This window comes from Roseateles chitinivorans (genome assembly GCF_050632235.1).
Classification (GTDB): Bacteria; Pseudomonadota; Gammaproteobacteria; order Burkholderiales; family Burkholderiaceae_C; genus Roseateles; species Roseateles chitinivorans_A.
In genome coordinates this window covers 6,554,907-6,567,152 of the sequence record NZ_CP192584.1, presented here as the reverse complement: position 1 = coordinate 6,567,152, position 12,246 = coordinate 6,554,907, and the positions used below count along the sequence as shown (strand labels likewise).

The 12,246-nt window shown below is 67.7% G+C and carries 16 protein-coding genes; 8 read left to right on the top strand and 8 right to left on the bottom strand.

Features of this window, described 5'->3' with window-relative positions; genetic code table 11:
* Nucleotides 1–21 precede the first annotated feature (21 nt).
* Nucleotides 22–786, top strand: coding sequence for a class I SAM-dependent methyltransferase (locus tag ACQ859_RS30055; RefSeq protein ID WP_431264050.1), 765 nt, complete (start codon nt 22–24; stop codon nt 784–786).
* Nucleotides 787–788: 2 nt separating this feature from the next.
* Here the strand turns inward: ACQ859_RS30055 and ACQ859_RS30050 are convergent, their stop codons facing one another.
* Nucleotides 789–1,748, bottom strand: a complete 960-nt coding sequence (locus tag ACQ859_RS30050; protein WP_431264049.1) for a quinone oxidoreductase family protein — start codon at nt 1,746–1,748, stop codon at nt 789–791.
* 9 nt (nt 1,749–1,757) lie between these two features.
* Complete coding sequence (locus tag ACQ859_RS30045; protein WP_431264048.1) at nt 1,758–2,486, bottom strand: SDR family oxidoreductase; 729 nt, start codon at nt 2,484–2,486, stop codon at nt 1,758–1,760.
* Between the two features lie 46 nt (nt 2,487–2,532).
* Here ACQ859_RS30045 and ACQ859_RS30040 point away from each other — a divergent pair, with 46 nt between their 5' ends.
* The 3 genes from ACQ859_RS30040 (at nt 2,533) to ACQ859_RS30030 (ending at nt 5,245) form a co-directional block, all read left to right on the top strand.
* The gene (locus tag ACQ859_RS30040) at nt 2,533–3,534 is read left to right on the top strand and encodes a LysR substrate-binding domain-containing protein (protein ID WP_431264047.1); all 1,002 of its coding nucleotides are present in this window, start codon (nt 2,533–2,535) and stop codon (nt 3,532–3,534) included.
* A complete protein-coding gene (locus ACQ859_RS30035; RefSeq protein WP_431264046.1) occupies nt 3,531–3,941 on the top strand; it encodes a hypothetical protein in 411 nt (136 codons plus the stop codon). Before ACQ859_RS30040 ends, ACQ859_RS30035 begins: the two co-directional genes overlap by 4 nt.
* A gap of 419 nt (nt 3,942–4,360) precedes the next feature.
* The gene (locus tag ACQ859_RS30030; protein ID WP_431264045.1) at nt 4,361–5,245 is read left to right on the top strand and encodes a LysR family transcriptional regulator; all 885 of its coding nucleotides are present in this window, start codon (nt 4,361–4,363) and stop codon (nt 5,243–5,245) included.
* Between the two features lie 13 nt (nt 5,246–5,258).
* On the opposite strand, the gene ACQ859_RS30025 is transcribed toward ACQ859_RS30030, so the two are convergent.
* Both ACQ859_RS30025 and ACQ859_RS30020 read right to left on the bottom strand, forming a co-directional pair.
* Nucleotides 5,259–6,008, bottom strand: a complete 750-nt coding sequence (locus tag ACQ859_RS30025) for a glucose 1-dehydrogenase (protein ID WP_431264044.1) — start codon at nt 6,006–6,008, stop codon at nt 5,259–5,261.
* A 151-nt stretch (nt 6,009–6,159) separates the two neighbouring features.
* Nucleotides 6,160–6,726 carry a hypothetical protein gene (locus tag ACQ859_RS30020; RefSeq protein WP_431264043.1) on the bottom strand — a complete coding sequence of 189 codons (567 nt, stop codon included), beginning with the start codon at nt 6,724–6,726 and terminating at the stop codon, nt 6,160–6,162.
* Nucleotides 6,727–6,989: 263 nt separating this feature from the next.
* Here ACQ859_RS30020 and ACQ859_RS30015 point away from each other — a divergent pair, with 263 nt between their 5' ends.
* The 3 genes from ACQ859_RS30015 to ACQ859_RS30005 are packed head-to-tail and all read left to right on the top strand — an operon-like array spanning nt 6,990 to nt 9,163.
* Nucleotides 6,990–7,340, top strand: a complete 351-nt coding sequence (locus tag ACQ859_RS30015) for a GntR family transcriptional regulator (protein WP_431264042.1) — start codon at nt 6,990–6,992, stop codon at nt 7,338–7,340.
* The gene (locus tag ACQ859_RS30010; RefSeq protein WP_431264041.1) at nt 7,337–8,209 is read left to right on the top strand and encodes an ABC transporter ATP-binding protein; all 873 of its coding nucleotides are present in this window, start codon (nt 7,337–7,339) and stop codon (nt 8,207–8,209) included. The genes ACQ859_RS30015 and ACQ859_RS30010 overlap by 4 nt, the downstream gene beginning before the upstream one ends.
* Before the next feature lie 54 nt (nt 8,210–8,263).
* A complete protein-coding gene (locus ACQ859_RS30005) occupies nt 8,264–9,163 on the top strand; it encodes a hypothetical protein (protein WP_431264040.1) in 900 nt (299 codons plus the stop codon).
* Nucleotides 9,164–9,196: 33 nt separating this feature from the next.
* Here ACQ859_RS30005 and ACQ859_RS30000 read toward each other — a convergent pair whose 3' ends face one another.
* The 4 genes from ACQ859_RS30000 to ACQ859_RS29985 form a co-directional block, all read right to left on the bottom strand.
* Complete coding sequence (locus ACQ859_RS30000) at nt 9,197–9,775, bottom strand: NnrU family protein (RefSeq protein WP_431264039.1); 579 nt, start codon at nt 9,773–9,775, stop codon at nt 9,197–9,199.
* 67 nt (nt 9,776–9,842) lie between these two features.
* Nucleotides 9,843–10,097, bottom strand: a complete 255-nt coding sequence (locus ACQ859_RS29995; protein ID WP_431264038.1) for a hypothetical protein — start codon at nt 10,095–10,097, stop codon at nt 9,843–9,845.
* A gap of 37 nt (nt 10,098–10,134) precedes the next feature.
* On the bottom strand, nt 10,135–10,269 hold the full coding sequence (locus ACQ859_RS29990; RefSeq protein ID WP_431264037.1) for a hypothetical protein: 135 nt from the start codon (nt 10,267–10,269) through the stop codon (nt 10,135–10,137).
* A gap of 144 nt (nt 10,270–10,413) precedes the next feature.
* Nucleotides 10,414–10,923, bottom strand: coding sequence for an Lrp/AsnC family transcriptional regulator (locus tag ACQ859_RS29985; RefSeq protein ID WP_431264036.1), 510 nt, complete (start codon nt 10,921–10,923; stop codon nt 10,414–10,416).
* A 197-nt stretch (nt 10,924–11,120) separates the two neighbouring features.
* Between ACQ859_RS29985 and ACQ859_RS29980 the strand changes: the two genes are divergently transcribed.
* Nucleotides 11,121–12,215, top strand: a complete 1,095-nt coding sequence (locus ACQ859_RS29980) for a saccharopine dehydrogenase NADP-binding domain-containing protein (RefSeq protein WP_431264035.1) — start codon at nt 11,121–11,123, stop codon at nt 12,213–12,215.
* The last annotated feature ends 31 nt before the right edge of the window (nt 12,216–12,246 follow it).

Sequence of the window (12,246 nt, the reverse complement as noted above, 5' to 3'; positions counted from 1 at the left end):
CGACCTGCACAAGGAGCCCTCATGAGTTCAAGACTGTTCGCGCTGGCCACGGTGACTGCCGCCGTCGCGCTGATGTCGTCGCTGGCCGCGGCGCAGACCCCCGCCGTCACCGCCGCGGTCGCGGACGCGACCCGTCCCGCGAAGGATGTCCAGCAGGACGAGTCGCGCCGGCCGGTGGACCTGGTCACCTTCTCCAAGGTGAAGCCCGGCGACAAGGTCATCGACGCGGTGCCCGGCGGCGGGTACTGGACGCGGATCTTCTCGACGCTGGTGGGCCCCAAGGGCAAGGTCTACGCCTATGTGCCGAGCGAGTTCGCCGTCTTCAAGTCGAACCCGGCCGCCACGGCCAGGGCCATCACGGCGGAGCCCGGCCATGGCAATGTCGAACAGACCTCGAGCCCGCTCGCCGAGCAGCCACCGGCGGCCATCCACAACACGCTCGACGTGTTCTGGACCTTCGAGAACTATCACGACTTCCACGACAGCTTCATGAAGGGCGCGGCCGTGAACGCCTATAACAAGGCGGTATTCAGCCTGCTGAAGCCGGGCGGGTACTACATCGTCGCCGACCATTCCGCGGTGGCGGGGTCAGGTCTGAAGAACACCGAGGACCTGCACCGCATCGATCGCGAGGCGGTCAAGGCGGAGGTGCAGAAGGCCGGGTTCGTGCTCGACGGGGAAACCGACGCGCTGGCCAATCCCGCCGACGACCGCACGCTGAAGGTGTTCGATCCGGCGATCCGCGGGAAGACGGACCGCTTCGTGCTGCGCTTCAGGAAGCCGTGATCTCAGGGGCGCAGGACGATCTTGCCGATGACCCGCCGACCCTCCAGGGCGCGGTGAGCGTCTGCGCCGTCCCGTAGCGCGAATGTCTGCGAGACGCGCAGCGTCACGGCGCCCGACTGGATCCAGCCGAACAGTTCCGAGGCGCGAGCCCGGCGCTCTTCGGCTGTGGTGAGCACGTTCCACAGGTCGCCGCCGACCAGCGCCAGCGAGCGGTCCATGAGCAGTCTCGGATCCACCGGCGCCGGATCGCCCGCCGCCATGCCGTAGAACACGACTGTGCCGCCGGTGCGCGCGGCGTCCAGGCTGTCGCGCAGCGTGGTGCCGACCGAGTCGTACACCACGTCCGCGCCGCGTCCGTCGGTCAGTGCTTTCACGGCCTGCAACCATCCATCGGTAGGGATCACGGCGTAGGCGCCGACCTCACGCACGGCTTGTCGCTTGGCCTCGCTTGAGGCGATGCCGATGACGTGCGCGCCCCGGTGCTTCAGGATCTGCACGAGAAGCAGCCCCACGCCACCCGCCGCCGCGTGCACGACGGCCCAGTCCCCGGGGCGCACCGCGTAGCTGTCGCGGCACAGGTATTGCGCCGTCAGGCCCTGAAGCAGGCAACCGGCGGCGGTCTCGAAGGACGTGTCGTCGGGCAGCGGAATGAGGCGGCTCACATCGACTGCGCAGAGCTCCGCGTTGGCGAACGGGCTGTCGGCGAAACCGACGCGCTGGCCGGGCCGTAGGCCGCTGCCCTCTGGCGCCGCGACGACCTCGCCGGCACCCTCGTAGCCCAGGATCCAGGGCGGTGATCCGGCCAGGTGATAGTTGCCTTTTCGGCGGTAGACGTCCGCGAAGTTCAACCCGACGGCGCGCATGCGCACCAGCGCCTGGCCAGGGCCGGGAACGGGATCGGGCACCGCTTCGTAGCGAAGGACGTCGGCATCGCCGAATTGGCGGAAGACCAGTGCGTGCATGGCAGTCCTTTACAGCGACCGCGTCAGACCGCCATCGACGCGCAGGTTCTGGCCCGTGATGTAGCCGGCGCCCTCGGACGCCAGGAAGGCGATGGTTGCGGCGATCTCGTCGCTGCGTCCGTAGCGCTGCATCGGCACGCTGTCGCGGCGCTCGTCGGTCGCGGGGAGGCTGTCGATCCAGCCCGGCAGCACGTTGTTCATGCGGATGTTGTCCGCCGCGTAGGTGTCCGAGAAGATCTTCGTAAAGGCGGACAGGCCGGCCCGGAACACGCCCGAGGTCGGGAACTGGCCGGACGGTTCGACGGCCCAGGCCGTCGAGATGTTGATGATCGCGCCCGACCGCTGCTGCCGCATCGCCGGCACCACGAGCCGCGACGCACGCACGACGTTGAGCAGGTAGGTGTCCATGCCCCGATGCCAGTCGTCGTCGGACATCTCGAGCAACGGGCCTCGCGGGCCATGACCGGCACTGTTGACCAGCACGTCGATGCGGCCCCAGCGCGCCAGCACCTGATCGACGAGACCCCGCAGGTCCGACTCGGACTGGTTGGAGCCCGTGACGCCGATGCCGCCGAGTTCATGCGCGAGCGCTTCACCCTTGCCCGACGAGGAGAGCACGGCGACCCGGAAGCCGTCCTTGGCGAGACGGCGCGCCGCGGCGGCGCCCATGCCGCTGCCGCCAGCGGTGATGATGGCGACCTTTTCTACTGTCTTGTCGGCTGTCTCATTGGCTGTCATGGCGCTCTTCCTTCGTCGTGCTGTCGCCGGATGGCGTCTGCTAACGATGAGCGATACGCTATCAGCGCAGCCCCGATCCGGGGAGTCCGCACAGCTACATTCATCCAGTAGAAAAGTTACAGTCCAGTTCATGAACATGCCGCTGGAAGGACTCCCGTCGCTGAAGGCGCTCCGCGTCTTCGAAGTCGTGGCGCGGCACCTGAATTTCCGGCTCGCGGCCGAGGAGCTCGACGTGACGCAAGGGGCCGTGGCGCAGCAGATCCGCGCGCTCGAAGCCGACCTGCGCATCAAGCTCTTCGAGCGGCACCCGCGCGGTCTGGCCCCGACCGGGGCCGGCGCCGCCTACGCGCGCCGCGTGCGGCTCGCGCTGGAGGAGATCGCCGACGCCACGCGTCTCCTGCGTCCCGGCGACCGGCACGTCACGATCAGCGTGGCGCCGACGATCGCCACCAAGTGGCTGTTGCCGCGCCTGCCCCGCTTCGCCGCGCGGCACCCCGACATCGACCTGCGGGTCCTGGCGACGGAGCGCGTGTCCAGTTTCCACGGGGAGGGAGTCGACCTGTCGATCCGGTGCGGACGTCCGCCGTTCGGTCCGGGCGTCGAGGCGCGGCTGCTGCTCGAGAACCAGCTGATCGCGGTGGGGAGCCCGGCGATGCTCGGCGGCGCCGCGGCCCTGACACCGAAGCGGTTGGCGGGTTGCCCGCTGATCCATGACGGGCACGACGCCTGGCCCGCGTTTCTCGCGCAACTGGGCGTGTCGTCTTCAGCGTCGAAGGGCACCCGGTTCAACCAGACAGGACTGGCGATCGACGCGGCGATCGCGGGGCAAGGCCTGGCCCTCGCCGGGCGCTTCTTCATGGAATCCGACCTCGCGGCCGGGCGCCTGGTGCAGGTGACGCCGCAGGTGATGCACCTGGGCCTCGACTACTACCTCGTGTCGCCACGACGGACCCGCGGCGAGGCGCCGTTGGAGGATGTCGCCGAGTGGCTGGTCGAAGAGGCAGCGGGTGAGGGTGGCGGCGAATCGACGAGCGCTCAGAAAACATGATTGGCAAACTGCGAGGACCGATGAAGGCTATGCCCGGACGCAGCCTCTGGCCACTCCTGGTCATGGCCTTGGCTGTTGCATTCGTTGTGGCGCGCGGCGCCAGCGCTGAAGAGCGCTTGGTGCCCGAAAAGTGGAAGCTGGACTACCGCCAAAAATCGATCGGCGCCATCGTTGATGAACTCGGCGCCCCGCAGGATGTTGCGACGGCCAAGCAGTTCCTGAATTGGGTGGAGCCGACGCCGACGGGCGTGCGTCTGCTGAAGGTGCTTTGTCCAGAAAAATGCGAGGCGGACGAGAAGCCGTCGTCTGTGCTGTTCATCGTTCTTCGTGGCGAGGAGAAGAAGCAGGTGCATACGAAGGTCCTGTTCGACGCCAGGCACGGCGCCAGTCCGCGGAGAACCCCATGAACGCCGTCGACGGCAGAACGTTTGGAGGCCGCAACCATGACAGGTAGGCGAAAGCTCCTGTGGTCAGTGCTTCTCATTGCTCAGGCCCTGTTGATCGGGTATCTCGGTCGCCTCGTGCTCGATTGGGTTCTGGCGGCACATCCGGAGTGGGGCGAGCGCGGGGACCAGATCGGGCAGGCAGTGATCGGACTGTTCGTCGGAGCTTTTGCCGTGGTGCCGTACATGAGGCTCAACGGTCTGATCGACCCGTATCGTGGCTCTACGCGTTCATTTCGTCGTCGTCGGCGAGGTAAATGACGGGGACGGTGCTTCGCAGGGAGTACGGCGAGATCGAGGCGGACTTGTCGACATCCGACGCGCATGTGAATGGTGCGCCAACCATTGGGACTTATCCGTCGAATGGATCGACACTGCGTCGCATGAACGACAAGCTGCTTGCCCTCCGAGTGTTCGCACGCGTGGCGCGCACCGGAAGTTTCTCGGCCGCAGCGCGGGAGCTGGACCTGTCCCAGCCGTCGGTGTCGCGCATCATCGCGGCGCTGGAGCAGGACGTCGGCGCGGCGCTGGTCACCCGCACGACGCGGGCGCTCACGCTGACGGATGCCGGGACGGACTACCTCGCGCGCGTCGAGGCGATCCTGGCGTCGCTCGAAGAGGCCGATCACGTGGCGCGCGGGTCGCTGGAACTGCGAGGCGGGTTGCGTGTCGCGTTGCCTTCCAGCTTCGGCGTCCGCGAGATCGTGCCCTTGCTGCCCGGCTTCCTGGCACGCCATCCGCTGTTGAACGTCCACCTGTTGATGAGCGACCAGCGGCAGGACACGCTGAAGGAGGGCGTCGACGTCGCGTTGCGCCTCGGTGAACTGGCCGATTCGAGCGCGACCGCGCGTCTCATCGGCCGGACGCACCGATTGATCGCGGCCTCACCCGCCTACCTGAAGGCGAACGGCACGCCCGGGACGCCGGCCGACCTCGCGAACCACACGGCCATCGTCGGCCCTGCGGGAACGAGCGCGGCCGGATGGCTGTTCAACAAGGGTGGCCGGGACATGACGATCCGCGTCGACAGCCGGCTGAGCGTGTCCGTCAACGAAGGCGCGGTGGCCGCGGCGGTGGCGGGCATGGGCGTCGTGACCACGGCATTGTGGGGATGCCGCGCCGAACTCGCGAGCGGCGCGCTCGTCCAGTTGCTTCCGGACTGGAATATGAACGACGTCGAGGTCCACGGCATGTTCACGCCGGGCCGACCGCCGAAGCCGTCGGCCCGGGCCTTCGTGGAGTACCTGATCGCCGAGCTGCCTCGCTGATCAGGCTCGGCGGTCAGGCGCGCTGACCGCCAGAGGCCGTGATCCGTTCGCCGGTCACCCAGGCCGAGTCGTCGGAGGCCAGGAACTGCGCCACGCGGGCGATGTCTTCCGGCTGTCCGGGGCGACCGAACGGGATCGTGGCGATGATCGACTTGACGGCCTCCTCGGGCCAACCCAGGGCGGCGATGCCTTCGGTGATGGTCGCCCCAGGGGCCAGGGTGTTCACCCGGATCTTCCTGGGCGCGAGTTCGACCGAGGTCACGCGCGTGATGGCGTCGACAGCGCTCTTGGAGGCTGCGTAGATCGCCGAGTTGGGCATGAAGCCGATGCTGGCGATGGAGCTGATGTTGATGATGCTGCCGCCGTTCGGGCCGAAGTACTTTGCTGCTTCCTGCGTGGCGGTGATGACGCCCAGCACGTTGGTGTTGAACTCGCGATGGAACTCCTGCTCGGTGGCGCCTTCAATGGGACCGAAGGCGTAGACGCCCGCGTTGTTCACGAGGACGTCGAGCGTGCCGAAGATCCGCTTGGTTTCTTCGAACAGTCGCTGGATGTCGGCCGTCTTCGAGAAGTCGGCTTGGATCGCGACGGCCTTGCCACCGGCGCCGTTGATCTCGCCGACCAGCGCATGGGCGGCATCCTTGCTGGTCGAGTAGTTGATGACGACCGAGGCGCCGGCCTTGGCGAACTGCCTGGCGATGCCCGCGCCGATGCCCTTGGAAGCGCCGGTGACGATGGCGACCTTGTTGGTGAGTGTGCTCATGGATTCAATCTCTGGATGACGGCGCCGGGGTGGCGTCGGGATGAACTTTGGTTCATCGTCCAGTGAATGAGTAGGTGCGCCAGCGACTAAGACTTATTCGGAGGGCGGATTGATCAAGGTTCGCTGGACCTTGGTCGAGGCGGGAAGTCGCCTACTTGCACCCGCCCAAGACCTTGCGGATCTCCTGCACGAAGCGCTCTGTGTCCTTGGCCGCTTGCGCATCGCCTTTCAGGTGACTGATGCGCAGCTTCACGAAGTTGTTCTTCAAGCCGGTGACATAGGTGTAGGAAGTCAACGAGCCTTCGTCGAGCACGATTTCGTAGCCGCGCCAGATGAACTGCGGACCGCAACCGGAGTAGTGGGTGACCTGCTCTGAACTGCCGCTCAGCGTGACCGAGCGAGCGCGGCCGATGGTGGCCATCTGCTGCACTTCTCCGATCACCTGGTCAAAGTGGCGCCGCACGATGGGTGCCTCGGTGCCATCAGGGATGGCCTTGGCGCCGGCCGTGTAGATGAATACAGAGCCGCGCGTGGGGCCGTTGCGCTGCCAGGCGTAGTTGACGCCCAGTTCCTTCTGCGGGAACTCCTTCTTTCCGGCGAAGGAAAGGCCGGCGACCTCGTCGGGCAGGGTGACGCCGAGAGCGGGTTCGAAGGTGGTGGCGTGGGTGGCGGTGACGGCCACGGCAAGGATCAGGACAGGCAGGGTGGAGCGCATCATGGTGGCATCGGGAAGTCGTGCAGGGCGCCGTCGCGCATCTGGGCTCAGGCTGCGGCGGTGTTCAGGGGGCGGTGGGATTCTCCGACAGGCCGCGGCAGCGTTGAGATCGATGCCACCCGCCCATGTCCTGATCGCGGTGCTCGCCAGCCCCCTCCGCTTCATCCCCCTTTTCTGCAGTCTGTCGCCCCCCGCTGGGTCCGCACGGGGGCGCTTGCTATGGTGTGCTACATCAGCAACACACCGGCGCTCCGGCGCCCCGCGTCATGCACAGCTGGAACGATCAAGCGCCGATCTATCAGCAGCTCGCCGACCGACTGGCGTCGCAGCTGCTCGACGGCGATCCGCCTGAGGGCGAAGCGCTGCCCTCCGTCCGCACGCTGGCGAGCCAGTACCTCATCAACCCGCTGACCGTCAGCCGCGCGCTGCAGGCCCTCGTCGAGGAGGGGCTCGTGGAGAGCCGCCGCGGCATGGGCATGTATGTCCGCGACGGCGCCCGCATCCGCCTGCTGCACACCGAGCGGGAGCAGTTCCTCCAGGAGGAATGGCCCCGGTTGCGGGAGAAACTTCGCCGCCTGGGCCTCAAGCCCCAGGACCTGAATTGGGAGGACGCATGAAGACGCTCATCGAGGCCAGCCATCTGAGCCTGAACTACGGCCGCAAGGCCGCCCTGCAGGACCTGACCTTCACCATCCCCGCTGGCCGCGTCGTCGGGCTGCTCGGCCACAACGGCGCGGGCAAGACCACGCTGATGAAGACGCTGGTCGGACTCAAGCGCGCCGAAGGCGAGCTCCGCGTGCTCGGCCTGGATCCGCATGCGGACCGCGCCCAGCTCCTGACCTCCCTCTGCTACATCCCCGACGTCGCCGTGCTGCCGCGCTGGGCCAAGGTCTCCGAGCTGATCCGGCTCATGTCCGGCCTGCAGCCCGCCTTCTCCGCCGACCGCGCCCGGCAACTGCTCAAGCGCACCTCGGTCACCGAGAACGACAAGGTCAAGCACCTCTCCAAGGGCATGGTCACGCAGCTGCACCTCGCGCTGATCGCCGCCATCGACGCCAAGCTCATGATCCTCGACGAGCCCACGCTCGGCCTGGACGTGATGTCGCGCAAGAGCTTCTACGAGATGCTCATCGACGAATGGTGCGACGGCGAGCGCTCGGTGCTCATCTCCACCCACCAGGTCGAGGAAGTCGAGACGCTGCTGTCCGACGTGCTCATGCTCGACGAGGGCAAGCTGGTGCTGAACATCTCGCTGGCGGAGATGGACGAGCGCTTCGTCGCGCTGTCGCATGACCCCGACGCCGCCGAGCTGGTCGCCGCCAACCACCCGCTGCTGCGCTACCGCGTGCAGGGCCGCCCGGCCGCGCTCTTCGACGGCGTGCCGCCCGATGCGCTCGCCCACCTGGGCCAGCGCGTGCGTCCCAGCCTCGTCGATCTCTTCATGGCGCTGACCCGCAAGCCCGAACGCCAGGCCACCGAAGCCTGACCGGCCTCATCGCAACGCCCGGCGACCCTCTTCCAAGGATTCAAGGACCACCCCATGACGCTCTTCAACACGCTGCTGCTGCGCGAGTGGCTGCAATACAAGCGGGCCTGGATCGGCCTGGTGCTGGCGCCCGTGCTGGTGCTGCTGGCGCTGGTGCCGTTCAGCCAGGTCGACGGCATCGACGTGCCCAGCCCCGAACCGGTCGCGCTGATCGCCGGCCTGCTCACCGTCGGCCTGGTGCTGGCGCTGGCCCTCGGCGTGTCCATGTACCAGCTGATGGGCCTGGCCCGCCGCGACCAGCAGGACCGCTCGATCGAGTTCTGGTCCTCGCTGCCCGGCAGCCATGCCGCCAGCATCGGCGCGCCGATCGTCGCCCACGGCCTCCTCGTGCCCGTCGTGGCCACGCTGCTGGCGCTGGTCGGTGGCGCGATCGTCGGGTCGGCGATGGCGTTCAAGGAATTCGGCCTCGCCGCGCTGCAGCAGACGCAATGGAGCGCGCTGTTCCAGGGCACCCTCTGGCTGGGACTGCGCCTCGCGGTCGGGCTGGTGCTGGCCGCCCTCTGGCTCTCGCCCATCGTGCTCGCGATGATGGCCGCCTCGGCCTGGCTCAAGCGCTGGGGCGCGCCGCTGCTGGTCATCGGGGTGTCGGCCTTCCTCAAGATCTACCAGAACGAACCCGCCGCCGAGCTGCTGCGCCATGCGCTGATCACGCAGGTCGCCGGGGTCGGCGCCTCGCTGGTCCAGACCGGGACCCGGCTGGTCATCGAATCGGACGGCGACGGCCACCTCAACATGCAGGACTTCTTCGACATGCTCTACCGCTTCCCGGACTACGCCCGGGAAGGGCTGCCCCAGGTGCTGCAGGCGGCGGTGCATCCGCAGTTCGTCGGCGGGCTGGTGATCGCGGCGGTGTGCTTCTGGCTGCTGGTCCTGCAGCGCAAGCGCAGCCTCTGAACGGACACGAAGCGCCCCTCGAGGGCGCTTTTTTCATCCCATCGTCGGGAAGGGGCTGACGCCGATGATCATCCGGTGCAGCCCCATGACGAGCGAGATCCAGGCGACGACGCCGATCGCGACCGAGATCGCCGTGCCCTTGGCGGTCCCCGCAGGCGGTGGCGGCGCGGCACGACGCCGGGCCGAACGGAAATCCAGGATCGCCCAGGCCAGGAAGGCACCGAACAGGACGAGGTCCGCGACGGTGTTGTTGGCCAGCAGGTGGCCGAAGGCCCACAGCTTCACGGCCAGCAGCATCGGGTGATGCAGCTTCGCCTTGAAGTGGTTGCGCGGCACATGCGACGCGGCCAGCAGGATCAGCGAGGGCAGCATCAGCAGCCCGGCCAGATGGTTCATGCCGCGGGGTGTCGCCCAGAGCGGATGCGGATCCAGCCGCGCCTGGCCGTAGCCCCAGATGATCAGCAGCAGGCCGATCACGGAGATGGCCGTGTAGCTGAGCTTCCAGCGTTTCTCGCCCCAGGCGGCGAGGCGGCCTTCGCGCCAGGCCGGCGCGACGAAACGGACCGAATGCGGCCCGAGGAAGAGGATCAGTCCGAGGATGAGTGCCCACATGGTGAAGTCGCTCCTTTGCGGCGCGGACTATGCGCCCGCCGCGAGGACTTCACCACTGCCGCGTGGGTCAAGAGACCGTTGTCGCGGACGGCTGGAATGCCGGGCCGGCCGGTGTGGTGGCGGACGGCACCGCCATCGGCGCGCGCACCTGGCGCAGATCGCCTTCGGCGTGGTCGAGCCAAGCCATCGCGGCCAGCAGGGCCAGCACCGTGACGGCGATGCCGAGCGCGGGCAGCAGCAGGCGTCGCCAGCGGTGGGCGGCAATGGGCGGTGTCGCGTGCACGGGTGGTGCGGCGCCGTGGAGACGGGCGGGGGCTTTCATGGCGGTACTCCTCAGGACTTGGAGGTCGCCGCCGTGCTCAGGGGAGCACGGCGCCGAGGCCCCACAGCAGCGACGGATACACCGCGCCCCAGGCCACCGCGAGGATCGCGAGGGCCTTCAGGCCGATGAAGATCGGCGGGACGTGCTTGGCAGTGACGGCGGGCTTCGACATGGTGCGCTCCTTGAGCTGGCGACTCATGGTTTGCAAACGGCGTGCCAGCGTTGCGCGTTGACGAGGCCGGGGGCCTAAAACATGACGTTACTCACGCGCCACGAGGCTGACATGGATCGCTCGTGCGCTCGTGCGCTCGTGCGATCAGGCGCTCCGGTCCACCCGCAGCGCCAGCAGCACCGAGGTGTGCGTCTTGATCACGCCCTCGATGTCGCCGATCTCGTCGAGGAGCGCGTCCAGTCGCGCGGTGCTGTCGGCGCGCAGCGTCGCCATGTAGTCGAACTCGCCGCTGACCGACGCCAGCTGGCGCAGCTCCGGCAGCCGCGAGAGCAGCTTCACCACCTCGCGCCCGGCGCGCGGCTGCACCGTGATGCCGACGAAGGCCTGCACGCCGCGCTCGACCGCCTCGCCGCCCAGCCGCACCGTGTAGCCGGCGATCAGGCCGTCCGCCTCCAGCCGGGCCAGCCGCGCCACCACGGTGGTGCGGGCCACGCCCAACTTGCGTGCGAGGTCGGCCGTGCTTTCGCGCGCGTTGGCCTGCAGCAGCGCGATCAACGCGCGATCGGTCTGGTCGCGCAATGTCGCGGGAGCGGCGGCCTGCGATTCAGCGGCGGATCCGGAGGCCGGTGCGGGCGAGGTCTTTCTGGCGTTCATGAGCGAGGCCCTCGGCAGGCTGTGACGGAGTGCTCGGGATAAACCCTGGTTTTCGCCGGAATGGAAGATCCGGCTGACGGATCGTCAGTATCGATGTGTTTTTCGTCGAACTCGCGCTTTCTTTCGTCAGGGCAGGTCGGGACACTGCCGGCATCGCATCTGAAACCTCATCCGCACAGGATCACAAGGAGTACGACATGAAAGTGGCACTGCTGGGCGCCGGACACATCGGCCAGACCATCGCTCGACTGCTGCAGGGCAGCGGCGACTACCAGGTCACCGTGATCGACAAGAACGCCACCGCGCTGAAGTTGGTGGCGGATCAGGGTCTCGCGACCAAGACCGTCGACACCGAGGACAAGGCCCAGCTCGCCGCCGCGCTGCGCGGCAACGACGTGGTCGTGAACGCGCTGCCCTACCACCTGGCCATCACCGCCGCACACATGGCGCTGGAGGCCGGCTGCCACTACTTCGACCTGACCGAGGACGTGGCCGCGACCAAGGAGATCAAGCGCATCGCCGAAGGCGCGAAGACCGCGTTCATGCCGCAGTGCGGCCTGGCGCCGGGCTTCATCGGCATCGTCGCGCACCACCTGGCCAAGAGTTTCGACTCGCTGAGCGACGTGAAGATGCGCGTCGGCGCGCTGCCCGCGTTCCCGACCAACGCGCTGAAGTACAACCTGACCTGGTCCGTCGACGGCCTGATCAACGAGTACTGCCATCCCTGCGAGGCGATCCACGACGGCGCCACCATCGCCGCGCTGCCGCTGGAAGGCCTGGAGCACTTCTCGCTGGACGGTACCGAGTACGAGGCCTTCAACACCTCCGGCGGCCTGGGCACGTTGTGCGAGACCTGGGAGAACAAGGTCCGCAACCTGGATTACAAGACCGTCCGTTATCCGGGCCACCGCGACCTGATGATGTTCCTGCTGGACGACCTGGCGCTGAAGAACGACCAGGAGAAGCTCAAGGACATCATGCGCAAGAGCATGCCGGCGACGATGCAGGACGTGGTCCTGGTGTTCGTGACCGTGTCGGGCATGAAGAACGGCGTGCTGATGCAGGAAGTCTTCGCCCGCAAGATCTTCGCCGAGCGCGACGGCGCGCAGCCGCTGTCGGCCATCCAGATCACCACCGCCGCCGGCATCTGCGCCGCGGTCGACCTGTTCCGCGAAGGCAAGCTGCCGCAGTCGGGCTTCGTGCGTCAGGAAGAAGTGGCGCTGCCGGACTTCCTGGCCAATCGCTTCGGCAAGGCGTATCAACAGTCGCGCCAGGTTGAGTCCATCGGTTGATCGGTCGGCCGATCGATCGCTTCGATCGGCC